Origin of the sequence: Actinomyces sp. oral taxon 170 str. F0386, from assembly GCF_000195595.1 — a bacterium.
Lineage (GTDB): Bacteria > Actinomycetota > Actinomycetes > Actinomycetales > Actinomycetaceae > Actinomyces.
Genome location: NZ_GL882544.1, coordinates 248,400 through 271,812, shown reverse-complemented (window position 1 = coordinate 271,812; position 23,413 = coordinate 248,400). Strand labels below are relative to the sequence as shown.

Annotated in this window: 20 protein-coding genes and 1 riboswitch; of the genes, 14 read left to right on the top strand and 6 right to left on the bottom strand. The window is 69.2% G+C overall.

Going from position 1 to position 23,413, the window contains the following annotated elements; all coding sequences use genetic code 11:
- Positions 1-28: 28 nt before the first annotated feature.
- Entirely contained in the window at positions 29-1,189 is a 1,161-nt protein-coding gene (locus HMPREF9056_RS09225) for a polyprenyl synthetase family protein (RefSeq protein ID WP_009404738.1), read from the bottom strand.
- Positions 1,190-1,403: 214 nt separating this feature from the next.
- On the opposite strand from HMPREF9056_RS09225, the gene HMPREF9056_RS14720 reads away from it, so the two are divergent.
- The 6 genes from HMPREF9056_RS14720 to HMPREF9056_RS09190 all read left to right on the top strand — a co-directional run bounded on the left by HMPREF9056_RS14720 (position 1,404) and on the right by HMPREF9056_RS09190 (position 8,262).
- Positions 1,404-3,050, top strand: coding sequence for an RNA polymerase sigma factor (locus HMPREF9056_RS14720; RefSeq protein WP_034514351.1), 1,647 nt, complete (start codon positions 1,404-1,406; stop codon positions 3,048-3,050).
- 91 nt (positions 3,051-3,141) lie between these two features.
- Positions 3,142-3,230: riboswitch (TPP riboswitch) on the top strand.
- 1 nt (position 3,231) lies between these two features.
- The gene (thiM, locus tag HMPREF9056_RS09215) at positions 3,232-4,062 is read left to right on the top strand and encodes a hydroxyethylthiazole kinase (RefSeq protein ID WP_034514404.1); all 831 of its coding nucleotides are present in this window, start codon (positions 3,232-3,234) and stop codon (positions 4,060-4,062) included.
- The gene (gene thiE / locus HMPREF9056_RS09210; RefSeq protein WP_009404735.1) at positions 4,059-4,721 is read left to right on the top strand and encodes a thiamine phosphate synthase; all 663 of its coding nucleotides are present in this window, start codon (positions 4,059-4,061) and stop codon (positions 4,719-4,721) included. Before thiM ends, thiE begins: the two co-directional genes overlap by 4 nt.
- Positions 4,718-5,563 (top strand): bifunctional hydroxymethylpyrimidine kinase/phosphomethylpyrimidine kinase, encoded by an 846-nt coding sequence (thiD, locus tag HMPREF9056_RS09205; RefSeq protein WP_009404734.1) that lies wholly within the window; start codon positions 4,718-4,720, stop codon positions 5,561-5,563. The genes thiE and thiD overlap by 4 nt, the downstream gene beginning before the upstream one ends.
- Before the next feature lie 110 nt (positions 5,564-5,673).
- Positions 5,674-6,771, top strand: coding sequence for a serine protease (locus HMPREF9056_RS09200; RefSeq protein ID WP_050793033.1), 1,098 nt, complete (start codon positions 5,674-5,676; stop codon positions 6,769-6,771).
- Between the two features lie 588 nt (positions 6,772-7,359).
- Positions 7,360-8,262: an arginase family protein gene (locus HMPREF9056_RS09190; RefSeq protein ID WP_009404730.1), complete on the top strand. Its 903-nt coding sequence runs from the start codon at positions 7,360-7,362 to the stop codon at positions 8,260-8,262.
- Positions 8,263-8,308: 46 nt separating this feature from the next.
- On the opposite strand, the gene HMPREF9056_RS09185 is transcribed toward HMPREF9056_RS09190, so the two are convergent.
- Together HMPREF9056_RS09185 and HMPREF9056_RS09180 are read right to left on the bottom strand one after the other, a co-directional pair.
- Complete coding sequence (locus tag HMPREF9056_RS09185) at positions 8,309-8,719, bottom strand: rhodanese-like domain-containing protein (protein WP_034514349.1); 411 nt, start codon at positions 8,717-8,719, stop codon at positions 8,309-8,311.
- A 204-nt stretch (positions 8,720-8,923) separates the two neighbouring features.
- Positions 8,924-9,196, bottom strand: coding sequence for a hypothetical protein (locus HMPREF9056_RS09180; RefSeq protein WP_009404728.1), 273 nt, complete (start codon positions 9,194-9,196; stop codon positions 8,924-8,926).
- A gap of 185 nt (positions 9,197-9,381) precedes the next feature.
- Here HMPREF9056_RS09180 and HMPREF9056_RS09175 point away from each other — a divergent pair, with 185 nt between their 5' ends.
- The 3 genes from HMPREF9056_RS09175 (at position 9,382) to HMPREF9056_RS09165 (ending at position 13,696) form a co-directional block, all read left to right on the top strand.
- Positions 9,382-10,149: a hypothetical protein gene (locus HMPREF9056_RS09175; RefSeq protein ID WP_009404727.1), complete on the top strand. Its 768-nt coding sequence runs from the start codon at positions 9,382-9,384 to the stop codon at positions 10,147-10,149.
- Between the two features lie 114 nt (positions 10,150-10,263).
- Positions 10,264-12,516: a type IIA DNA topoisomerase subunit B gene (locus HMPREF9056_RS09170; protein ID WP_009404726.1), complete on the top strand. Its 2,253-nt coding sequence runs from the start codon at positions 10,264-10,266 to the stop codon at positions 12,514-12,516.
- A gap of 127 nt (positions 12,517-12,643) precedes the next feature.
- The gene (locus HMPREF9056_RS09165; RefSeq protein ID WP_009404725.1) at positions 12,644-13,696 is read left to right on the top strand and encodes a GNAT family N-acetyltransferase; all 1,053 of its coding nucleotides are present in this window, start codon (positions 12,644-12,646) and stop codon (positions 13,694-13,696) included.
- 29 nt (positions 13,697-13,725) lie between these two features.
- Here the strand turns inward: HMPREF9056_RS09165 and HMPREF9056_RS09160 are convergent, their stop codons facing one another.
- Both HMPREF9056_RS09160 and HMPREF9056_RS09155 read right to left on the bottom strand, forming a co-directional pair.
- Positions 13,726-15,369, bottom strand: a complete 1,644-nt coding sequence (locus HMPREF9056_RS09160) for an amidohydrolase (RefSeq protein WP_009404724.1) — start codon at positions 15,367-15,369, stop codon at positions 13,726-13,728.
- A 70-nt stretch (positions 15,370-15,439) separates the two neighbouring features.
- Positions 15,440-17,992 carry a DNA topoisomerase (ATP-hydrolyzing) subunit A gene (locus tag HMPREF9056_RS09155; RefSeq protein ID WP_009404723.1) on the bottom strand — a complete coding sequence of 851 codons (2,553 nt, stop codon included), beginning with the start codon at positions 17,990-17,992 and terminating at the stop codon, positions 15,440-15,442.
- Between the two features lie 138 nt (positions 17,993-18,130).
- Between HMPREF9056_RS09155 and HMPREF9056_RS09150 the strand changes: the two genes are divergently transcribed.
- Entirely contained in the window at positions 18,131-18,763 is a 633-nt protein-coding gene (locus HMPREF9056_RS09150; RefSeq protein ID WP_050793032.1) for a DUF5998 family protein, read from the top strand.
- A gap of 11 nt (positions 18,764-18,774) precedes the next feature.
- Complete coding sequence (locus HMPREF9056_RS09145; protein ID WP_009404720.1) at positions 18,775-20,088, top strand: alkaline phosphatase family protein; 1,314 nt, start codon at positions 18,775-18,777, stop codon at positions 20,086-20,088.
- A 72-nt stretch (positions 20,089-20,160) separates the two neighbouring features.
- Here the strand turns inward: HMPREF9056_RS09145 and sepH are convergent, their stop codons facing one another.
- Entirely contained in the window at positions 20,161-21,627 is a 1,467-nt protein-coding gene (sepH, locus tag HMPREF9056_RS09140; RefSeq protein WP_034514347.1) for a septation protein SepH, read from the bottom strand.
- Between the two features lie 338 nt (positions 21,628-21,965).
- Between sepH and HMPREF9056_RS09135 the strand changes: the two genes are divergently transcribed.
- The 3 genes from HMPREF9056_RS09135 to HMPREF9056_RS09125 are packed head-to-tail and all read left to right on the top strand — an operon-like array spanning position 21,966 to position 23,391.
- Complete coding sequence (locus HMPREF9056_RS09135; protein WP_004565030.1) at positions 21,966-22,271, top strand: DUF4193 domain-containing protein; 306 nt, start codon at positions 21,966-21,968, stop codon at positions 22,269-22,271.
- A gap of 28 nt (positions 22,272-22,299) precedes the next feature.
- Complete coding sequence (locus HMPREF9056_RS09130; RefSeq protein ID WP_009404718.1) at positions 22,300-23,013, top strand: DUF3710 domain-containing protein; 714 nt, start codon at positions 22,300-22,302, stop codon at positions 23,011-23,013.
- On the top strand, positions 23,014-23,391 hold the full coding sequence (locus HMPREF9056_RS09125; RefSeq protein ID WP_009404717.1) for an OB-fold nucleic acid binding domain-containing protein: 378 nt from the start codon (positions 23,014-23,016) through the stop codon (positions 23,389-23,391). It begins immediately after the preceding gene.
- The last annotated feature ends 22 nt before the right edge of the window (positions 23,392-23,413 follow it).

Sequence of the window (23,413 nt, the reverse complement as noted above, 5' to 3'; positions counted from 1 at the left end):
CTGGGTTCTGCCTGTTTCGTCCGCTATGTCATGAGTCTCGGTGCGTCAGCAGATCCGCCAGCTCCACCAGGTCCTCCAATGATGCAGTACTCACCACGCCCTCGTCCCTGAGTCGTCCCAGCGCTCTGACCCCGGCGTCACGGTGGGTGGCGATGATCTCCTCATGCACGGCGCGCGCGCCGCAGTCCTCGATGAGCGCAGACGCCTCAGCGATCTGGTTCGACGTGGTCTCGGTATTGGCCAGGACGCTCCCGAGCAGTTTTCGGCCGGTGTCGTCACAGCGCCCCCAGGCCAGAGCCAGCAGGACTGTGCGCTTGCCCTCACGCAGATCGTCTCCCGCCGGCTTGCCGGTGACCCGCGGAGAGCCGAAGACGCCGAGCTCGTCGTCGCGCAGCTGGAAGGCGATGCCGATCTCCTCGCCGAACTCGGCCAGGTGCTTGGCGGTCGGGCTGCTTGGGGCCATCCCGGCCAGGAGAGCCCCGATGAGCAACGGGTGGCGCACCGAGTACCGTGCCGACTTGTGGCGTACGACCGACAGGGCGTCATCGCGCATCCGTTGCGCGGCGGCCGCCGGGTCCTGACCCCAGGGCAACGGCAGGTTCTCGCTGCGCACGTCGAGGTACTGGCCCAGGGCCACCTCCGTGGTCATGGCATCGAAGGCGGCCCGGGCGTGCCCGACTGCTTCGTCCCCGCAGCCAGAGGAGGTATGCGCCTGCGCCAGAGCACTCATCTCCTCGCCCGCCAGTGACAGCAGGAGATCGCCGAGTAGGATGGCCCCGTTGGAGCCGAACGCCCGCGAGTGCCCCAGCCAGCCGCGGGTCTCGTGCTCCCAGGCGAAGGCGTGGTGCGCCGCGGGAAGACCCCGCCGGGTGCTGGCCCCGTCCATGAGATCGTCATGGACCAGGGCGCTGGCCTGGTAGAGCTCGAGCGCCGCCCCCAGGTGGACGGCGCTTGCACCGGTGAGCTCCTTGTTCCGGTGCTCCGGGGCGCTCAGGATGGTGCAGCCGACGGCGCCCAGCACGGCGCGCATGCGCTTGCCCCCGCCGAGCACACTGTCAGCGGCCTTGAGCAGCTCCGGCGCAGCCTGCTCCAGCTCCTCCCAGCGTCGGTGGCAGCCGGCCAGAACCTCCTCCAGACGGTGCTCGACGGCGGGACGGACACGGCTCAGGGCCGCTGGCAGCGCGCTCATGACCGCCAGGGTAGACGCAGGAGGGGGACGGCTGCGGTATCAGGCATCGCTTTCGGCGGTATGGAGCCGACCGCCATCAAGGTTAGGTCATACTAAGTCGCCAGTGCGAAGTTGCTGGGGAATAAACGCTACAATTCTGGGGTTGTCTGCTGTGCCGGGACGGGGCCCCATACCCCGCCGCCGGCTGTCCGCCCGCCCACGCGAAAGGAACTCCGTGGCTTCTTCCACAGTGACGCGCTCCCGCGCCGAGCTCACTGACGACGTCGACGAGACCGCGCTCGACGACGAGGACTTCGACCTCGACGACGAAGGAGACGACGACGCCGACGACTCCGACTACGACGATGAGGACTATGACGACTCCGACGAGGATGACGACGAGGACTCTGATGAGGACGAGGATGATGAGGACGGTGCGCATGCCGTTCAGGAGGATGACGGCCCCGCCCCTGAGCTGCGCGACTACTACCTGGACGTGAGTCTGGAGGAGAACGGCGACGGCTCCAAGCGCAGTCCCTTCAACAACCCCGCCTCGCTCAAAGGCGTCCGCCTGGCTCCCGGGGCGACGCTCTTTGTGCGCTCGCGCACGATTGTGGAGAACTTGGAGATCGCCGGCCACGGCACCCTGGAGGAGCCCATCACCCTGGCGCCCTACGGCCACGGCCCGGTGCCCCGGTTCGTCATCGGCGACTCCGCCCCCATGGTGGCGCGCGACTACCTGGCCCAGAATGGTTACATCTTCCGCGGCTGGGTCATCAAGGGCATCAAGATGCAGCCCTCGATTGCGGCCCTGACCGGTGAGCTCGAGCGTATGCGCCGGGAGGAGGCGGAGAAGGCCTCCTCCAAGAAGTCCGGCAAGCGCGGCAAGTCCCAGGACAAGGACGGCTCCTTCACCGTCTCCGACTCCGACGAGGGTGACGAGCCCGCTCAGCGGGTCGTCACCGCCGGCGCCACCGCGGACCCGGTCAAGGACTACCTCAAGCAGATCGGTAAGGTCGCGCTGCTGAACGCCGAGCAGGAGGTCGAGCTCGCCAAGCGCATCGAGGCCGGTCTCTACGCCGAGCACCGCCTGGCCGAGGAGGGTAACGACCTGCCGGCCAAGCTGCGCCGCGAGCTGCACTGGGTGGCTCAGGACGGCCAGAGGGCCAAGAACCACCTGCTGGAGGCCAACCTGCGACTGGTGGTCTCTCTGGCCAAGCGCTACACGGGCCGCGGCATGCTCTTCCTGGACCTCATCCAGGAGGGTAACCTGGGCCTCATCCGCGCCGTGGAGAAGTTCGACTACACCAAGGGCTTCAAGTTCTCCACCTACGCCACCTGGTGGATCCGCCAGGCCATCACCCGTGCCATGGCGGACCAGGCTCGCACCATCCGCATCCCGGTGCACATGGTCGAGGTCATCAACAAGCTCGCCCGCGTGCAGCGCCAGATGCTCCAGGACCTGGGGCGCGAGCCCACCCCTGAGGAGCTGGCCGTCGAGCTGGACATGACCCCGGAGAAGGTGGTCGAGGTCCAGAAGTACGGGCGCGAGCCGATCTCCCTGCACACGCCCCTGGGCGAGGACGGGGACTCCGAGTTCGGTGACCTCATTGAGGACTCCGAGGCCGTGGTTCCGGCTGACGCGGTGAGCTTCACCCTTCTCCAAGAGCAGCTTCACGCCGTGCTGGACACTCTCTCGGAGCGCGAGGCCGGTGTGGTCTCCATGCGCTTCGGCCTGACCGACGGCCAGCCCAAGACCCTCGACGAGATCGGCAAGGTCTACGGAGTCACTCGCGAGCGCATCCGCCAGATCGAGTCCAAGACCATGTCCAAGCTGCGCCACCCCTCGCGCAGCCAGGTCTTGCGCGACTACCTGGACTGAGCGGACCAGCAGTACCGGCTCGCTCATCTCAACGGCGTCGGCCCCGGAACCATCAGGGTTCCGGGGCCGACGCCGTCGGTGCTAGTGTCTCGATCGTGACACGGGGTGCCACATGGCTGAGAACACACCCGTCGAACCTGTCCAGCTAGTACTGACGAAGGGATGTCACATGCACTGGGGCATGTCTACCCCAGCGGCGCTTGAGGCGGTACGCCGCCACGCCCCGCTGGTCTCCTGCATCACCAACACGGTGGTCACCAACATCACCGCTAACGTTCTCCTGGCTCTGGGCGCGGCGCCGGCCATGGTGGACATCACGGGAGAGGCGGGCCCTTTTGCCCGCGTCGCCTCCACGCTGCTCATCAACCTCGGCACGCCTCAGCCCGAGCAGCGGGACGCCGCCCGCGAGGCCGTGGCTGCGGCGGCTGACGCGGGCACGCCGTGGGTCCTCGACCCGGTGGCCATCGGCATGCTGACGCACCGCACTGCGCTGGCCCATGAGCTCCTCAGCCGGGGACCGAGCGTCGTACGGGGCAATGCCTCGGAGATCCTGGCTCTGGCCGGTGACGGCAGCGGTGGGCGGGGCGTCGAGACCGCCGACGACGTCGCCGCGGCGCTCGATCCGGCCTGCGACCTGGCCCGCAGCCACGGCTGCGTCGTCGCCGTCTCCGGGCCCGTCGACCTGGTCACCGACGGCGAGAGCGTCGTCCATATTCAGGGTGGCTCCGCGCTACTGACTCGGATGACCGGCGGGGGCTGCGCTCTGGGTGCGGTGGTCGCGGCCTTTCTCGGGGCGGGGCGGAAGGAGGGTCTGGGTGACGTGAGCGCTGTTGTCGCTGCGCACGCCGTCTACAGCGCTGCTGCCGAGCGCGCGGAGGCTCGATCAACCGGCCCCGGATCCTTCCCGCCGGCCTTCCTCGACGCCCTGTACACCCTTGAGGTGCAGGACCTGCAGAACGTCAGCGTCAGTGCTACCGGGGCGACCACCGCCGCGCAGGGAGGGCTGGTATGAGGGCCGTGCCGGACTTGTCGGTTTACCTCATCACCGATGAGGGCCAGTGCCGCTCGCGCGGCAGAGACGTCCTGGCCACCGTTGAGGCCGCTGTCGACGGCGGAGTCACCTGCGTTCAGCTGCGCGCCAAGGGGGCCGACGGCGGACTCTTCCTGACTCAGGTGCTGGAGGTGGCCGAGGTGGTCGGTGATCAGGTCCCCGTCATCGTCAACGACCGCGTCGACATCTTCCTGGCGGCGCGTGATCAGGGAGCGTCCGTGGCCGGGGTACACCTCGGCCAGTCGGACCTGCCCGCTCGCATCGCACGCCGTCTCGTCGGGGAGGACGCCTACCTCGGGCTGTCGGCCGCGACTCCCGACGAGCTGTGCACCGCCCAGGAGCAGGGCGCCTGCGACCACGTCGGCATCGGCGTCGTTCACCTCACCGCCACCAAGGCCGACGCCCCGAAGAGCCTGGGGGTGAACGGCGTGGCGCGCATGGCTGCCTTGACCGATCTGCCTGCTGTGGCCATTGGCGGCATTACGGTCAGCGACCTGCCGGCCCTCCGGGCGGGTGGTCTGGCCGGTGCCGCCGTCGTATCAGCCATCTGCACGGCCGAGGACCCCAGGAGCGTCGCCGCCGACCTGCACCGTGCCTGGGACGAAGGAGGTCGGCGATGAGCCAGCAGCGTTCGGCAACCGCGACCGCCTTGACTATCGCCGGCTCAGATCCCAGCGGTGGCGCCGGCATTCAGGCCGACATGAAGGCCATGAGCGCCCTCGGTGCCTACGCGACGAGTGTCATCACGGCGTTGACTGCCCAGTCGACGCGCGGTGTGGCCGGTGTACACGCCGTGCCGGTCGACTTCGTCCGTCTCCAGCTGGACACGCTACTGGATGACATCGTCCCCGATGCCACGAAGATCGGCATGCTTGCCACGGCTGAGCTGGCCGACGCCGTGGGGGAGTACCTTCCCGGGCTCTCCCGCACGGTGCTCGACCCGGTCATGGTCGCCACCTCCGGAGACCGTCTCCTGGATAAGAAGGCGGTCGGCGCCGTGCGCCGTCTGTGCGCCAAAGCCGAACTCATCACTCCTAACCTTCACGAGGCGGCCGTCCTGCTGAGCGAGGAGCCCGCTGCGACCCTCGGGGAGCTGCGCACCCAGGCGCGGCGCCTGCTGGACCTGGGGGCGCGGCGGGTGCTGGTCAAGGGTGGCCACCTCACCGGGGACGCAGACGACTCGGGCAGCACGAGTGAGGCCATTGACGTCTACGCCGATGCCGGCGCCGTCGAGATCCTGCACGGTCGCAGGGTCACTACGAGCAACACCCATGGCACGGGCTGCACGCTGTCCTCAGCGATCGCCTCGCTGCGACCGCGCCGGGCGACCTGGCTGGAGGCGGTGCGGGACGCCAAGGACTACCTCACCGGGGCCATCGAGCACGCCGACGCCCTGGGCATCGGGCACGGACACGGACCAGTGCACCATTTTTACCGAGCCTGGATTAGAACTGGATGGTAAATTATGTGGTTGTCGTCGGCGACCTGATCTCACTGCGGTGCACCTGCTGAAACGAGGCGGAGCGTGTGTCCGCTGCCGAACAGCGCATCCGCCTCCACAGGAGTCAACCCATGACAAACTCTTCCCTTTCTTCACGCGGCTACGCCGCACTGGTTGCGGTCCTCATGCTAGCGGTAACAGGGCTTCTTCCGCTGTCGCCACTGGCCACCTCGACCCATGCTGCCGAGTCCCCACAGGCCGGAGGTGAAGCTTCCAGCGCGTCCTCGACAGCGGTGACCGCGCCCACCAGCTTCGGTAAGAACGCCGAGCCGATCCCCGATGAGCGGCCGGCGGCCGAGGTAAGTCATGAGGCGGACCAGGATGTTCTGAGGTACTGGACGCACGAGCGCATGGCCGCAGCCAAGCCCTTGGACGCCGACGCGGCTGATGATTCTGCTCAGGAGCAGCCGGTGGCCGCTGAGAACGGCGGCGACAGCTTCAGCTCGACGGATCCGGCCGGAACGACTGAGCCCGTTGCCCCGGCTGCCGACGGAGGTGCGACCCCGCCGGCCAGGGCCAAGGGGAAGTTGTTCTTCAACGGCTACGACCCTGACAACGCCTACTGCAGCGCCTCGGTCCTCAATACTCCGTCCAAGAGTGTGATCATCACTGCGGCCCACTGCGTCTACAGCTCCGCGAACGGCTGGGCGAAGGACGCGGTCTTCGTCCCCGACTACGACCGCACCCAGGCCGACCCGGACCCGGTGGGAGTCTGGACGATCCGGTCGATGCGCACCTCTGACGGCTGGCGAGCCGATCAGACCGACTACAGCAACGACGTCGCCTACGCCACGCTCAACAATGGCGGAGACGCGAACAAGCCGGTCGTCGACGTCGTAGGCGGCCACGGTCTGGCTTGGGGAGGCAGTTACGTCTTCCAGGCCACGATCTTCGGATACCCCACCAACAAGACAACCCCCGACGGCCGCGGCACCATCTACTCCTGCGTCAGGACCACGGAGGAGTCGGAGGGCAAAGTGAGGACCGAGGGATGCGACTTCGGTAAGGGTGCCTCGGGAGGACCCTGGCTCTACCGGTACGACGAGGCCACTGGGCTCGGCTACGTGCGGTCGGTGACCGCCCTGTGGCGGTCTCAGGGAGGCGTGAACCGAGGTCCCTACTTCACCGAGGCCGTTAAGACCATGCTGGACGCGACCGCCGGGGACTGATGAGACCGGGCCTCAGCCTCGGCTGTTTTCCGAAGCCGACGGTGCGGTCCGCACTGGAACCGGTTGCCGCGGTGTCGTTGTCGTGGGCTCCGTTCTAACGGCCAGAAGAGTCATGGCGAGTACGAGTGTCGCGACCAGCGTCACCGAGGCGATCACCACGGCCGCCCACGCCGGTCGCCTATACTGGCTCGAGCTGCGCAGGTGCGCGACGCCCATGACGAGGGCGATAAAGGACAGCGGTACCCCGAGGAAGGGAAGCGGAATCACACCGCACCTGCGGTCGCAGCAGTCAGGGCGCTGACAGTCAGAGAGCGGCCGAGGCCGGCCTTGGCCTTTAGCTGTTGGTCCACGGCGATTCTCCTACTCGTCTCCTCGGCTCGGTTGGCCGCTGCCCATGGTGAAACCCGTCCCTGCCGAGTGCCAGAGCGAGGCCTGAGTCTTTCAGATGAAGCCTTCTGAGATTCTTCCGCGGTCGTGACTGCTCCCACCGGGCACTTCTGCCCGTGCGGCTCAGGACCGACTCGGGTGGCGCACAGCCCGGGCTCGTAGACTGAGGACCGGGAGACGTCTTCGCCCGGGAGTACTGAGATGGTTCACGCACGCACTGCCCTCGCCCAGTCCGACACCCTCCGCCTCGTCTGGCCCCAGTGGCAGGGGGCGGGGGAGTCCTCGGTGCGGAGCCTACTGCCCGAGCTGCCCTACGGGGAGGCGCGGCGCGTCTACGCACTGGGAACCCGGGTGCTGACAGCGCTCCTGCCCGAGCACGCCGGTCCCACAGAGATCGTTCCCGTCAGCGACGGGCCTATCGGCGAGGAGGTGCTCGTCACCGACGGCATGGAGTCGCGCGCCCAGATCCTGGCTGGGATCCGTGACGCCCGCGAGGCGATCGCCCGGCACGATGCTCCCAGGATCCTCACCCTGGGCGGGGACTGCGCTGTTTCCGTCGTCCCCTTCACTGAGCTCGCCGCCCGTTACGGAGACGATCTGGCCGTCGTCTGGATCGACTCCCACCCTGACATCGGCACCTCGCACTCCCAGTACCCCGGTTACCATGCCATGGCGGTCTCCCACATCATCGGTACCGGTGACGTCGAGGTGATGGATGAGCTGGCGGCCTTCGTCTCCCCGAGTCGCCTGGCCCTGGCGGGCCTGCACTCCTGGACCGAGGACGACTACCCGAACATCGCCAAGTGGGGGCTGCACGCCTTCGGCCCGGCCGACCTGCGCGACTCGACGACGCCCCTGCTGAAATGGTTGGAGACCACCGGGTGCAGCCGCGTAGCCGTCCATCTGGACGTCGACACCGTGGACGCCGACGAGGTCCGGCTGGGACTGGGCTACGATCGCGGCGGCCTGAGCGTGACCCAGACCAACCGCGTGGCCAGGGATCTGGGGCGGGCGGCCGACGTCGTCGGCCTGACGATCGCCGAGTACGTGCCCCGGCAGGTCGTTTATCTCGCCCGCCTCCTGGAGGAGCTGCCGCTTCTATGAGCGATTGGGACGAGGCCGCCCGAGCTCGCCTCCGGGGCGACGGGCGTCAGTCGGTGATGACCTTGGCGCCGGTGGTGTTCTTGGCGGCGTCGAGGGTCCCCAGGTCGGTGACGCTGGGGAAGCCGGCATTGCGCATGACGGCACTGGCCATCTTGGGCTGGTCGTCCGTCCCATAGATCTGGTACTGGGAATTACGGTCCAGTCCCGAGATCTCCTTGGAGAAGTCGCCGGAGGAGAAGTCGTAGTTGACGGCTCCCTCCAGGTGCCCCTGCTTGTACTCCTCGGCTGAGCGCAGGTCGATGATGACCACAGGACCGGTGGCCTTCGCGTCCGCCGGGGCGGTGTGCGCCGAGGCGGACGCGCCAGAGCCGGAGGATCCTGAGCAGCCGGTCAGTGCCAGCGCACCGCAGGAGACAAGCAGGATAGAGATGGCCAGGGCGCGGATAGGGCGTTTCACAGACAGTTCCTTCGGGAGTCACGCGGCTTCGTCGAGCCTGGTTGGGAGCGGGTGGGATGCTGGATCAGCGTAAGGCTCTGTGCCTGGGAGACTCGGGGCGGGAACTGGGGGCAGGGCCTCAGAAGTGAGGATAAGCGGCGGCTGGTGGGAACCGGCAGTGATACTCAGTGAACGATGGCGTGGATTTCCGTGAAAAAGTCCACGTCAGTTGCCGGCGGTCAGGCTCGCGGTCTCGTCCTGGAACAGCAGTGCGACCTCCTTGAGCTTCTCACCGTGCTGACGGGCGTGGTGACCGCAGAAGAAGAGCTCGCCGGTCAGCATGACAACTCGGACATAGGCCTGCGCGTCGCAGACGTCGCAGCGGTCGGCGGTGGTCAGTGGGCGCTTGGTGGAGTCGGCGGCAGAGGTGGTCTGCTCGTCCAGGGTGGTCACCGCCTGTGCGGCGGTCGAGATTCCGGTTGTGCTCATGGCCCGCATTGCATCATGACGCAGGTGCTTCCGACCGTCCGAAAGAGCCGTTTCCGCCTGAGGCGCACGCGCTTTCGCCCACGGCGCACCGCCGCCATGGCTCACCTCACCGTGAGGCCGACCGATCAGGTGAATGCTGGAGGCGGTACCGGCGGTTTGCCAACGGCTGGAAGCTCGGGAGAGGAGCAGTCAGGATGTCGGTGGTGCAGGAGTTCCGCGATCGTGAGATCGCGCGCCTTGAACGCTCGGGCTGGGTAACCAACACGGCCCTGTTCCAGGCGCTGGAGGCCAAAGGTCTGCGGCCGCCCGCTCAGGTGGTGGCCGAGTGCCTGGACGAGAGCACGGGGCGCAGCGGGAGCACCGGCAGCCGCTGGGAGCGGGCAGCGCGCGCGGTGACCCATCTGCGCGAGCACTTCGCCTCCTTCCGCTTCGCCGACGACGTCGACTACGGACTGCTCACGATCCCGGCGATCGACCGGCTCGACACCCGGGGCGCCATCGACCCTGATATCCGTCGTGGCCAGCAGCCTGACCTGGTCGACGATCTCGTCGATCCGGCCCTGGGGGAGGGAGCGAGGCTCGGTGACGTCAACGGACTCACGCTGGAGCGGGACGGTTGGGCGGTGGTGGTCGGCGTCGTCGGCCAGTACGGTATCTCCGCGGGAAGCTATGAGGACATCACCGGTGCCTCCGCCGAGCGCTTCGAGGTCGATGGCGTCGATACCCGCACCCTCATGACCCGTCAGGTCTGGGGCGCACGCCTCCTGCAGTGCTCGCCCGGCCTCGTCCCCGACTCCGACTACGCCGAGCGGTGGACCTTCACGCTCTTCCCGGCCGAGGGCCTGGTGGGCGGACGGGCCGTCTCAGGCACTGTGCTCAAGCGGCGGGTGCGCTTCCGGCTGGGCAAGGCGGACCGCGGTATCGGCAGCGCCCGGGTGTGCCCCGCGCTCCCGCTCCTGTGACGTGAGTGGCCCAGTGGCATTGGGGAGCTCTGCGGTTGCATGACGTATGACGCCACACGCCTCCTCACGGCGGGGCACGAGGCGCTGGCGGCGCTGATCGGCTAGATTCCCAGCGTGCCGTCATCCGAGAACAAGACCAGCCGGGGCGACTACTCCGCCCGCCACCTCTCCGTCCTGGAGGGGCTCGAGGCCGTGCGCAAGCGCCCGGGAATGTACATCGGCTCCACCGACCAGCGCGGCCTCATGCACTGCGTGTGGGAGATCGTCGACAACGCCGTCGACGAGGCCCTCGAGGGACACGGTGACGACATCTCGGTGACCGTTCACGACGACGGCTCCATCGAGGTGCGCGACAACGGGCGTGGCGTGCCCGTCGACATCGAGCCCTCCTCCGGCCTGACCGGCGTCGAGCTCGTCTACACCAAGCTGCACGCCGGCGGGAAGTTCGGAGGCGGGTCCTACGGTGCTGCCGGCGGTCTTCACGGCGTGGGCGCCTCCGTCGTTAACGCCCTGGCCGAGCGCATGGACGTCGAGGTCGACCGTGGCGGCAAGACCTACGCCATGAGCTTCCACCGCGGTGAGCCCGGTATCTTCGACGACTCCTCCGGGCGCGGTCCCTCCTCGCCCTTCACCGAGTTCACCAAGGCCTCCGAGCTGCGCGTCATCGGCAAGGTGCGCCGCGGCGTCTCCGGCACCCGCGTGCGCTACTGGGCCGACCCCCAGATCTTCCCCCGCCCCACCGAGTACGACGCCGCCGCCCTGCGCGCCCGGCTGCGCCAGACCAGTTTCCTCGTGCCCGGACTCACCCTGCGCCTGGAGGACAAGCGCCCCGAGGCCGAGGCCATCGCCGCCTCCAACACACCCGCCGCCGACGCCGGGGAGACCGATGACGCCGTCCACGAGGTCACCTTGCGGGCGGCCGCGAAGAACGCCACTGAGAACCGCGGCGACCTGTTCGATACCGGAGACGATGACGGCGTCGAGGTCTTCCAGGCCCTGGGAGGCACGGCCGACTTCGTCGACTTCCTGGCCTCCGACGGCTCGGTGACCGACACCTTCCGCCTCACCGGCGAGGGCACCTACACCGAGACCGTCCAGCAGCTCGACCGCGCCAGCGGACACCTGCGACCCGTGGAGGTCGAGCGCACCTGCACCGTCGACGTCGCCCTGCGCTGGGGGATCGGGTACGAGACCACCGAGCGCTCCTTCGTCAACATCATCGCCACCCCCATGGGCGGCACCCACCTGACCGGCTTCGAGCAGGCTCTCACCAAGGTGCTGCGCAAGCGCATCGAGGCCGACTCCCGGGCCCTGAAGATCACCTCCAAGGACGGCCGGGTCGAGAAGGACGACATCATGGCGGGCCTGACCGCCGTCATCACGGTGCGCGTGCCGGAGCCCCAGTTCGAGGGCCAGACCAAGGAGGTCCTGGGCACCGGGCCCGTGCGACAGATCGTCTCCAAGGTGGTCGAGCGCGAGCTCACCACCCTGCTGACCTCCTCCAAGCGGGACCTCAAGACCCAGGCGCGCGCTCTGGAGGAGAAGATCGTCGGCGAGATGCGCGCCCGTGTCTCGGCCCGGCTGCACAAGGAGATCACCCGTCGCAAGACCGCCCTGGAGACCTCCTCCCTGCCGGCCAAGCTCGCCGACTGCCGCAGTGACGACGTCGCCGCCTCCGAGCTGTTCATCGTTGAGGGCGACTCCGCCCTGGGCACCGCCAAGAACGCGCGCAACTCCGAGTTCCAGGCGTTGTTGCCTATCCGCGGCAAGATCCTCAACGTGCAGAAGGCCTCCCAGGCCGACATGCTGCGCAACGTCGAGTGCTCGGCCATCATCCAAGTGGTCGGTGCCGGTAGCGGACGCACCTTCGACCTCGAGTCCGCCCGCTACGGCAAGGTCATTCTCATGACCGACGCCGACGTCGACGGCGCCCACATCCGCACCCTCCTGCTGACTCTCTTCTTCCGTTACATGCGTCCCATGATCGAGGCGGGGCGGGTCTTCGCCGCCGTCCCGCCCCTGCACCGCATCGAGGTGTCCGGTTCGGGGCGGCGCAAGAAGGAGATCATCTACACCTACTCCGACGAGGAGCTCATCACCACCTTGCGCCGCCTGGAGCGCTCGGGCCGCAGCTTCAAGGAGCCCCAGCGCTACAAGGGCTTGGGGGAGATGGACGCCCACCAGCTCGCCGAGACCACCATGGAGCCCCAGCACCGCACTCTGCGGCGCATCACGCTGGGGGACGAGGCCCAGGTCATGGAGGCCGAATCCATTTTTGAGCTTCTCATGGGTTCGTCGGTCGAGCCCCGCCGCGACTTCATCGTCGAGGGCGCCCGTGACGTTGATCGCGAGCGCATCGACGCCTGACCAACGATCGGAGGTTCGACAGCTCCTTCAGGTAGTCTCGGTAGCCTTCGCGTCACGGCCCGTCAGAGGCCGAGGCAGGTACTCGTTGACTGATCGTCATTCTTCGTCCTCATGAGGGAGGTGCGCTATGGCACCCGGTTACGGCATCCGCCGGGCGGGCTCCTCACCGTGGCCCATCCTGCGCCCGGGGCCCCGCTCGGCGTTGTCACGCGAGCTGTCCTGGCGGCCGCTGGGCCCGGAGGACAACCACGAGCTGGCCGCGCTCATCGCCCGGGCCGAGGAGGTCGACAACCCTCCCTACCGCACCAGCGAGCAGGAGACAGCCGAGTACTTCCTCGACCCCACCTACTCCGGGGTCGCCGGCCGCGACACCGACGGCATCATGCGCGCCTTCGGACTGGTACGGCTGCGCCCGGCCGGCGAGATCTACGCCTCCATGACCGGCACCGTGGACCCGGCCTTGCGCAAGCGCGGCATCGGCCGCGCCCTCTTGCACTGGCAGGCCGAGCGGGCCCGCCACCTCGTGGGTGCCGAGCGGGCCGGTTCCGTCCCGGGGCGGAGCGCTGCTCAGGTTCCCGCACACGTGGTCACCACCGTCATGGAGGACGACGAGCGCATGCAGGGACACCTCAAGGACATGGGGTTCGAACCGATGCGCTGGTACCGTGAGGTGCGCCGCTTCCTCGGCGACGAGATCCCCGAGGTGGACGTGGACGGGTTCATCACCATCGATCCGTGGATCCCCGAGATCGACAGCGATGTTCGGCGCGCCTACGACCAGGCCATGGCCGAGACCTGGAAGGCCGAGAACATCACCCCGGAGGACTGGACCGCAGGCAGCGCCTACTTCGCCCCGCAGTGGAGCTTCGTGGCCATGGACCGCTCCGGGGACCGGGCCCGCGTGGCCGGATACCTGCGCTCTGGCCGCTACGAGCAGGACTGGGAGGCCCTGGGCTGGCGCGAGGGGTACACCGACGTGCTCGGGGTCCTCAGCGACTACCGCCACCGCCGGATCGGGCCCGCGCTGCTCGTGGCCGCCATGCGAGCCTACGCGGCCGACGGCATGGAGTACGCCGCCGCCGGCGTCGACACCGACAACCCCAGCGGCGCCGTCGACCTGTATCAGTCCCTGGGCTACGTCCCCACCCGCGGCACCATCCTCTACGCCCTCGACGTCTGAGCAGCCTACCCAGCGTCGACCCGGGCGGTTCAGGCCCGCTGGTGGGCCACGGCGCCGGCCACGATCGTGGCCAGAGGCCTCACCCGGGCCAGCGCCTCGGCCCCGAGACGCAGAGGGTCCTCGGCCAGGAGTACCAGGTCGGCCGGTGAACCCACCGCCACCGGGTCGGCACCGTCGACACTGGCCGCCAGAGCCTCCTCGGCCGTGAGCCGCTGAGCGGGCGACCATACCGAGCCGTCCGGCGTCCTGCGCCCGACAGCCGCCGACATCGCCAGCCACGGGTCCAGCGGCGCCACCGGGGCATCCGATCCCAGCTGCAGCAGAGCCCCCGCGGCCACCATGTCCGCAAACGCGTAGGTGCGCTCCTCCAGCCCCGGCCATACCCGGCCCACCGCCGCCCAGTCGTCGATGAGGTGGGCCGGCTGAACCGACAGCTCAACGCCGCAGGCCACAAGGCGCCTAAGAGCACCGTCAGGGTCATTGAGGGCGTCGGCGGGCAGCAGCTGGGCGTGCTCCAGGCGCCCGACGGCCCCCGAGCTCGCGAAGGCGGCGGCGACGTCGTCGACAGCCGCGTCCCCGATGGCGTGGATGGCCATCTCGTAACCCTGCCGCCCGGCCCGGGCCATGAGATCGGTGAGCTCGGCCCGGTCGATATTGACCACGCCGCAGGCGTGCTCCAGACCCAGCTCGGCCGGGTAGGGCTCGCACATGTGCGCGCTGCCCGAGCCCATCGACCCGTCGGCGATCACCTTGAGCGGACCTTGAACCAGTACCGGGGAGCCATCGGGCAGGTGCGGCGAGCCCGCCATCTCGGTCCCGGTGCGCAGGCCCCGGGTGATCCAGTGCTCCAGCTTGTCGCGGTAGACCGCGATGCGGATGCGGGGCAGCGCCTCGGGAAGGACGCCCTGAGCCGCCATGGCCTGCAGACGCCTCGGCCAGTCGTCGGGATCCTCCGACCAGCTCATGTCGACTACCCCGGTCACCCCTCGGGCCAGCATGTCGGCCAGGACCTGCCGATAGCCGGACTCGCGCAGCTCGCGCGTGCCCGGGACCTCATCGAGCCGGTCCAGCAGAGCGAACCAGGGATCCTCCTTCATCGGCGCCCCCAGCTCCTGGGCGCTGGCCTGCGGCAGACCGAAGATACGCAGCGCCGCCGAGTTCAGCCACCCTGAGTGCACGTCCCCGGAGATGAGCAGCGTGGGGATCTCACCGGTGACGGCATCGAGCTCGGCCACAGTGGGCACCCGAGGCCAGTTGGACAGGCGGTGCCCAAAGCCCTGGATCGTGGCCGGCCGCGACCCCGCAGGCAGATCCCGTAGCGCTTGGGCCACCAGCTCCAGGGCCTCCTCGGCGCTGCCGGTGGCCAGCGTGTCGATGCGAGCCGAGCGCGCCGCCTCCATGTCCAGGTGGGCGTGGGCGTCCCACAGGCCTGGGATGAGGAAGGCGCCACCGGCCTGAAGCACCTGCGTTCCATATGTGCTCAGCCCCCGCCCCACCTCGACGACGCGGCCGGTCTCCACGCGCACGTCCACGGGCTCGCCCGGGCAGAGCGGAACGTCTAAGAGACCCGGGCCCCAGCCGCCGCGACGGAGCCTGCCCAGCTCGGTGCGGGAACGGAAGGGGACGATACGCACGTCCCTGAGCAGCAGGTCTGCGGGCGGTCGATCAGCCATGAGTCACTCTAGGCACATCCGGCATGTTCACGGACGGTTTTCCGGGGCGCTCCGCCCAGGTCCGACCCGCTCAGCCGATGCCGATGATGGGGGAGGGCAGTGGTGAGCCGGAGCCGTCGCGCCGCTCGTCGGCCTCCGGCAGCGCGACCGGCTTACCGCCCTCGCGCAGCGCCCGCGCCGGCGCCACTCCCACCCAGGCGGCCACCAGCTCGTCCTCACCGCGCAGGAAGCGGTGGGAACGCACCCCGCCCGTGGCCCGTCCCTTGGCCGGGTACCGGTCCAACGGGGTCACTTTGACACTGCCACCGCCGGTGCCCGGAAGCGAGCTCTCGGACCCGGCCACCGTCACCACCACGGCCTCGGCCAGCAGATCCTCGGGAACTGCCGCACCGGCGATGACCCGGGCGCCCTCGCGCAGCGAGATCCCCGCCATGCCACCGGCGCCCCGGCCCTGCGGGCGCACCTTGGCGGCCTGGAACCGCAACAGCTGGGCGTCAGAGGTCACCAGGGCCAGGAAGTCCGTATCCCTCGCGGTGCCGGCGAAGACCACCCGGTCGTCGTCGGACAGGGAGATGACCTCCCAGCTCTCGGCGTTCCTGGGCTCATCACCGGGCTTGACCCGCTTGATGACACCGTCGGCCGTGGCCAGAACGATCGGTGGGTTGTCGGCCGAGCCCACCGGGACCAGCCCCACCACCTTCTCCTCGGGCTCGGTGTCCACCAGCTGGCGCACCTGAGTCGCACCGGCCAGCCCCGGAGCCTCCTCTGTGCGGGGCACCTCCGAGGTGGAGACGACATCGAGCAGCACCAGCCGCCCCGTGTCGGTGACCGCACCGATCCGCCCACGCGCCGTGGTCGCCACCTGAGACGTCAGGGCGTCATGGGGCCGGCGCCCACCGGTGCGGGCGACCGGCTCAGCGCCAGGGGTGCGCGCCACCAGGCCGGTCGCCGAGAGCATCACCCGGCACGGGTCGTCGGGAACGGTCAGCGGGACCGGGGACGAACCCGGCATGAGCGTCATCGGCTCTGCGGAGGCTTTGGCCTGCTTGACCGTACTGCCACCGGTGGCCCCCGAGGCGTCGTCCTCGGGCGGCGCGACGCTGGCCGACGACGTCACACGCTCGCCGGATGTCTCCAGCAGCACCGTGCGCCGCGAGGTGCCGAACTGCTCGGCCACGGCCGCCAGCTCACGGGAGACCACGCGCCGCAGCAGGACCTCGTCGGCCAGGATCGCCTCGAGGGCCTCGATCTCCCGGGCCAGCTCGTCGCGCTCCTTCTCCAGCTCGATAACCGAGAACTTCGTGAGCCGGCGCAGCTGGAGCTCGAGGATGTAGCTGGCCTGCGGCTCGGTGAGGTCGAAGACCTGCATGAGCCGAGAGCGCGCCGTGGCGGCGTCGTCGGAGGAGCGGATGACGGCGATGACCTCGTCAATGTCGAGGATGGCGATGAGCAGGCCGTCCACCAGGTGGGCGCGCTCGCGGCGCTTGCCTAGGCGGAACCGGGTGCGCCGGGTGACCACCGTGAGACGGTGGCGCACGAACACCTCCAGCAGCTCGCGCAGCCCCAGGGTGTGGGGCTGGCCGTCCACGAGGGAGACGTTGTTGATGCCGAAGGAGTCCTCCAGCGGCGTGTGCTTGTAGAGCTGGGCCAGGACGGCCTCGGGGTTGTAACCGTTCTTGACGCTGATGACCAGGCGGGTTCCGTGCCTGCGGTCGGTCAGGTCCGCGACGTCGGTGATGCCCTGGAGCTTCTTGGATCCCACCGCCTCCTTGATCCGGGCGATGATCTTCTCGGGCCCCACCATGTAGGGCAGCTCAGTGACCACGATGCCCTTGCGGCGTGGGGAGACGGACTCCACGTGGGCGGTGGCCCGCGTGAGGAACTTGCCGCGTCCCACGCGGTAGGCCTCCCGGATCCCGTCCAGGCCCACGATCATGCCACCGGCGGGCAGATCCGGCCCCGGCACGAAGGCCATGAGCTCCTCCAGGCTCGCCTCCGGGTGGGTCAGCAGGTGCCGGGCAGCGGCAACCACCTCCACGAGGTTGTGCGGCGGCATGTTCGTGGCCATGCCCACCGCGATGCCTGCCGCGCCATTGACCAGCAGGTTCGGGAAGGCGGCCGGCAGCACCTCGGGCTCGGTGAGTGTGTAGTCGTAGTTTGGGGCGAAGTCGACCGTGTCCTCATCCAGGTCCGCCGTCAGCGTCAGGGCCGACGCGGCCAGACGCGCCTCGGTGTAGCGGGGGGCCGCCGGACCGTCATCCAGGGAGCCGAAGTTGCCGTGCCCGTCAATGAGTGGCAGACGCATCGTGAAGGGCTGCGCCAGGCGTACCAGCGCCTCGTAGATCGCGGTGTCGCCGTGGGGGTGTAGCCGCCCCATGACATCGCCCACGACCCGGGAGGACTTCACGTGCGGTCGGTCGGGACGCAGACCCATGCGGTCCATCTGGAACAGGATGCGACGCTGAACCGGCTTGAGCCCGTCGCGCGCGTCGGGCAGGGCGCGCGCGTAGATGACGGAGTAGGCGTACTCCAAGAAGCTGGTACGCATCTCCGTGGACAGGTCAAGGTCGACGATCTCCCCGTCGGTCGGGGGAGGAGCCTGGGTGGAGGCAGACTTCGGCATGAGCGCATTCTCCGAGGAACCGAGCCGAAAACAAACCACGACACCCGGGCGTGACAGGTCAGACGCCCCCGCTGAGAGCGATCGCTCCAGGCCAGGGCCGGGCTACCGGCACTCGACGACGATGGCACAATGACGACCATGACGACCCACTCACGCCAGAACTCGGCCGCCAGCCCGGCCCCTGGCTCGGCTACCTCTGAGGCGCTGCAGGACGCGGCCGTCGATCTGGCGCAGCAGGTGGAGCTCGCCGGCTACTATCCCGAGCTGGTGCTCGACACCCTCCGGCTGGCCTCGGGCGAGGAGGAGATCATCTCCGGCATGGTCCAGGCTGAGACCACCTTCGCCGAGGCCGTCCACCGGCACCTGACCGTCCTGTCCCTGACCTCGACCCGCCTCATCATCGTCCACGTCGACGACGCCCCTCGTGACGACGGCAGCCCCGGCGCCCTGGCCACCAGCGAGGCCGTTCCGCTCAGCCGCATCCGCTCCATGGCTCTGACCCGGGGCGTGTCCGATCCCGCCCAGGGAGGCGGCACCTTGACCGAGATGACGATCGCGGTCTCCTGGGGATCGGTGCGCCGCATCGACATGGAACCGGCCACCTGCGGGGATCCCGACTGCCAGGCCGACCACGGCATGACCGGCGTCTCCGTACCCGACGACGTCGTCATCCGTGTGGCCGCGGGCGTCGAGGGAGCGGCGGCCCTGGCCCGGGCCGAGACCTTCGCCAGCCGGCTCTCGCAGATGACGGCCCGCGCCGCCTCCCTGTGACGGCACCGGTAATGAGGCTCCAGACCGCTGCCGAGGAAACCTCGCCGATTTCCGCTTCGAAACCCGTCCAGGAACCGGCTCTGCGCTACGTCCTGGCGGTTGGCGCTGTCAGTGCCGGGCTGACCCTCGGCGACATCGAGTGCGACAGCGACGTCGTCGCTGATTCAGTCGTCTCCGACTCCCAGGCCCGTCTGGTCGCCCGCAGCTGGGGGATCAAGGTGGGTGACGGCCCCGGCGAGGCTCCCGACGGTAGCCCCGGAACCGTTGTCGTCCTCGTGGACGGGCTGGGCCTGGAGATGCTCCGTCAGCGTCGCGGGCACACCCCCACTCTGCGACGCTGGCTGGCTCAGCAGGACAACAGCGACGGCAATGACGGCGCCGGGATCCTCACCTGTCGTCCTTCGACGACGGCTGCGGCCCTGACCATGCTGGGAACCTCCGCCCTGCCCGGCACCACCGGCATGGTCGGCTACTCGGTGCTCAAGCCCCATCTGGGGCCTACTCTTCCCGCTTCAACGGCCCCCCGCTCCGACCAGGTCCTCAGTCTCATCACCTGGAAGGGTGATGGCGTCCCCAGCCCCCGGACCTGGCAGGACATTCCCACGATCTTCGAGCGCCTCCCGGCAGGAAGCGCGGTGAGCATCGGGCCGGCCCGCTTCGCCGGTTCCGGCCTGACCGAGGCAGCCCTGCGGGGCACCGAGCACCTGGGGGCCGACCGCATGGAGGACCGGCCCGGCCTGGCCGCGAGCGCCCTGCGCCGTGGAACACCCCTGGTCTACCTCTATGTCGGCGAGCTGGACAAGACTGGCCACAGGCACGGCTGGCTCAGTGCGCAGTGGCTGGCCCAGCTCGAGCGCCTCGACGCCGCTATGGCCGAGTTGGTCCGCCGAGTCCCCGCTGGCACAAGACTCATTTTGAGTGCTGATCACGGCATGGTCGATACCGATGCCGACCACCGTATCGACCTGAGCGCCCACCGCGAGCTCGCGCGCGACGTCGTCGCCGTGGCCGGCGAGCCCCGCCTGACGCACCTGCACGTTGCCGACGGAGACGCCGACCTCGCCGCGGAGGTGGCCCGCCGGTACCGTGACGTACTGGGGGAGCGGGCGGCGTGGATCGGCACCCGCGAGCAGGCCGCCGAGCATCTGGGGGCTCTCAGGGCACGGGCGCGAGGCGTGGTCGGTGACGTCGTCGTAGCCATGGCCGGCACCTGGGTGCTCGTGGACCCCAGGGTCCACTCCGAGTCGGCCATCTCCATGACTGGCGTCCACGGCTCCTTCACAACGGCGGAGACCGAGGTGCCGCTGCTGGTCACCGAGGCCTGACGCGGCCCGGAGCTCCGAGAGCCCAAGCGTTCTGAGAGGCTCCGGACCCTGTGGACTCTGTGCGCGATCCGGCTACTCGGGCCTGGCACCGAAGACGATCTCGTCCCAGGAGGGCACGGAACGGCGCGAGCGCCGACGCGACTTCTTCTTGGCCGGGGTGGTCGTCCTGGGCATGTCGGGCAGTGGCTCCTGCGTGCCCGCTCCTTGGGCGGCCGACGCTCCCGGCGAGGCCTTGGCGACGACCTCTGAGCGCGAGGGCATGGGGATCTCCGGCACCGGCTCAGTAGGACTGTCCGCACCCGCAGGAGCCTGACTCCCCACCGGTACCCGCTCCACGGCGGGGCTCGGAGCCGACGGCGCTGCGGAGGGTGCGCTGGAGGCCGTCACCAGCCTGCTCCCGGCCGGGTGGTTGCCTGTGTGTAGACGTCGACGCTCCGACATGGAGTAGACCTGGGCGCTCAGACCCGCAGCCTGCTCCAAGGACTCGTCGGCCGCCTCGGCACGGCGGGCCTCGGTACGGTGCTCCTCAATCCCTCTGGCCGGGGGAGAGGGAACCTCGGGGCTTTCCGGGCTGCTGGTGTAGTCGATGCCGTGAGGATCGGTGAAGGCGTCCTCGTCGCTCTGCTCCGGCCCGAGGAAGTCATCCATGCCGTCATCGCGGGGGACCTCGACCTCGACTCGTCGGCCCCGGCTGGAGGCCAAATCTGCCAGCAGCGCGTCGGTGTCATCCGCCGACATGGCCCCACCTGTGGGGCGGGAGTACTCCCGCACCGGCAGCATCCCGGCGGGCATCTCGACAGCCAGACCCGCAGGCTCAGCAGAGACGGCGGCCGGAGCGGAGACGGCCGACACCACGCCTGTGCTGGGAGAGCCGGCGGTGACGGGTGAGCTCCCCGACTGGGCTGACGGAGCAGTGGCCGAGGCTCCGGGGGCCTTCGAGTCCTGGTCGAAGACGGCAGGGCGCTTGGATCCCGCTCCCGCCTCCGTGAGCCAGCGCGCCTCGTCATCCAGAGCGTGCACCGCTCGGGCTGTCAGGTCCAGTGACCAGCGCGCCTGCTTCTCCTCGGCGGACTGCACGAAGGTCACCATGATGAGCCAGGGGTCGCGGCCCTCGCGCAGCGCGTCCCACTCCAGGCTGGAGGGATCGACGCCTCGGGTGGCCAGCCGGTCCACCACCAGCTCACCGAGCAGGGGGGAGTCCTTCTCCCAGCCGATGCGGCAGGACTGGGCCTGCGAGACGGCCCACTGACGCTCTGCGAGCACTGGTCCCTCGAAGCGGCGTACGTGCTCCACGTCCATGCCCGTGCTGATCGCGACCTCGGCCGCGGTGGCGCCGGCACGCATGTACGCCTGGAGCTGGCGGGGACGCAGGGGTGCCGGTCCCTCGGTCGTCGTCCCCGAGGGGGGCACAATCGCTCCACGGTCTCGGCGTACCGCGGCCCTGAGGGCGTCGTCGACGACGATGCTGTAGCGCTCGCCGTCCTCGTCTGTCATGACAATCGTGTCACCGTTGGCACCCAGCAGCTCGAGTTCGACCATGGGCGGGGCCTCCTTCATCCCGATGTCAGCACGATATGCTCCACTATGTTTCACAGCCTGCCATCCGCAGACGTCAAGCCGTGGGAGGCGCAGCGGTGTGCCACATGTGAAGCACGTGTGAATACCCTCGTGAATCCCCTGGGCTGAGCGCACTGCAAGCGAACTGTGCTCTTTCGTCGGGCGATTTGGCTTGACGAGCCGCCTGTCGGTGCTATTGTGCGCGTGCCTTCCGGGACGGATGTACCGATCGTCGCCGCGACGCCAGTGACGCGTGCGCGACTCGACTCCCGCCTTCCGGAGGTCACCCGAGAGCCGTCGACAGAAAGAGTGACGAGGCCATGGCGACCGACTACGACGCCCCGCGCAAGAATGATGACGAGCCCGAGGCCGATTCCATCGAGGAGCTGACCTCACGGCAGAAGGACCAGTCCTCCGCCGCGATCGAGGAGGACGAGAACGAGGCGGCTGAAGGCTTCGAGCTGCCCGGAGCGGACCTGTCCCGTGAGGAGCTGAGCGTTCATGTCGTTCCCCAGCTCGAGGACGAGTTCACCTGCTCGGAGTGCTTCCTCGTTCACCACCGCAGTCAGCTGGCCTTCGTCGACGAGGCGACCGGTCTTCCGGTGTGCGCCGACTGCGCCGGCTGACGCTCCTATCACAACTCAGGAGAACCCCATGGGACTGTTCTCGCGCCGCCGTGACGACGCATCCACTGATATCGACGACTTCGCCCTCGAGCGCGACACCGGGGCTGACGTCGACGACCCCGACGAGTCCGCAGCCTCCGGTCCCTGGGACCTCAGCGAGCTGCCCGCCGACCAGGAGGACGTGCCCCGCATCGACCTGGGGTCGCTGCAGATCCCGGCCGTTGATGGGATGCAGCTGCGCATGGAGCAGGCCCCTGACGGTACCGTCACCGCCGTTGTCCTCGCGCTGGGCGGCTCTGCGCTCGAGCTGCGTGCCTTCGCCGCACCGCGCACCGCCGGCATATGGGACGAGCTGCGAGGCGACATCGCCGATGAGCTCGCCGGAAACGGTGCCCGCTATGAGGAGAGCTACGGGGAGTACGGCACCGAGCTGGTCGCCCACCTGCCCATGCGAGGCCCTGACGGCACCACGACGACCGGCACGATCAGATTCCTGGGGATCGACGGCCCCCGCTGGTTCCTGCGAGGTGTCCTCCAGGGGCATGCCGCCTCCTCCGAGCAGTCTGCCCAGGCGCTGCGGGAGGTGCTGCGCGGCGTCGTCGTCGTTCGCGACGGCCAGGCCCGCCCTCCCAGGGAGATCCTGCCGCTGCACGCGCCCGGAGCCGTGGCCGGCCCCGAGGCCGAGGACCTGCCCGGCATCGACCCGCTGGCCCCCGGCCCGACCATCGCCGAAGTGCGTTAGATGCCGGCTCTGTCCGCCCGACTGAGGCGGCTGTCCAAGTCGCTGCGCACCAGCCGCGAGCACCTGGAGGCAGAGGACGAGGAGCGCTCCGCCAGCCGCCGGGGCACTGACCCGATCGGGTCTTTGGCGTCGCGTCAACGGGCCCGAGTCTCAGGTGTTCTGCAGGCGGTCACCTACCGTTCCAGCCAGGACAAGCCCATTCTCGTCGGGCAGCTCTACGATGGCACCGGCAGCATTGATCTGGTGTGGTGGGGCCGGCGACGTATCGCCGGCATCAAACCGGGCGCCCACCTGCTGGCCGAGGGCCGGGTCGCTGACGGCATCCATCGCCAGCAGATCCACAACCCCGCGTACCAGCTGCTGGGACCGGGGCAGTAGCAACCGCTAGCGACCTCAGGGG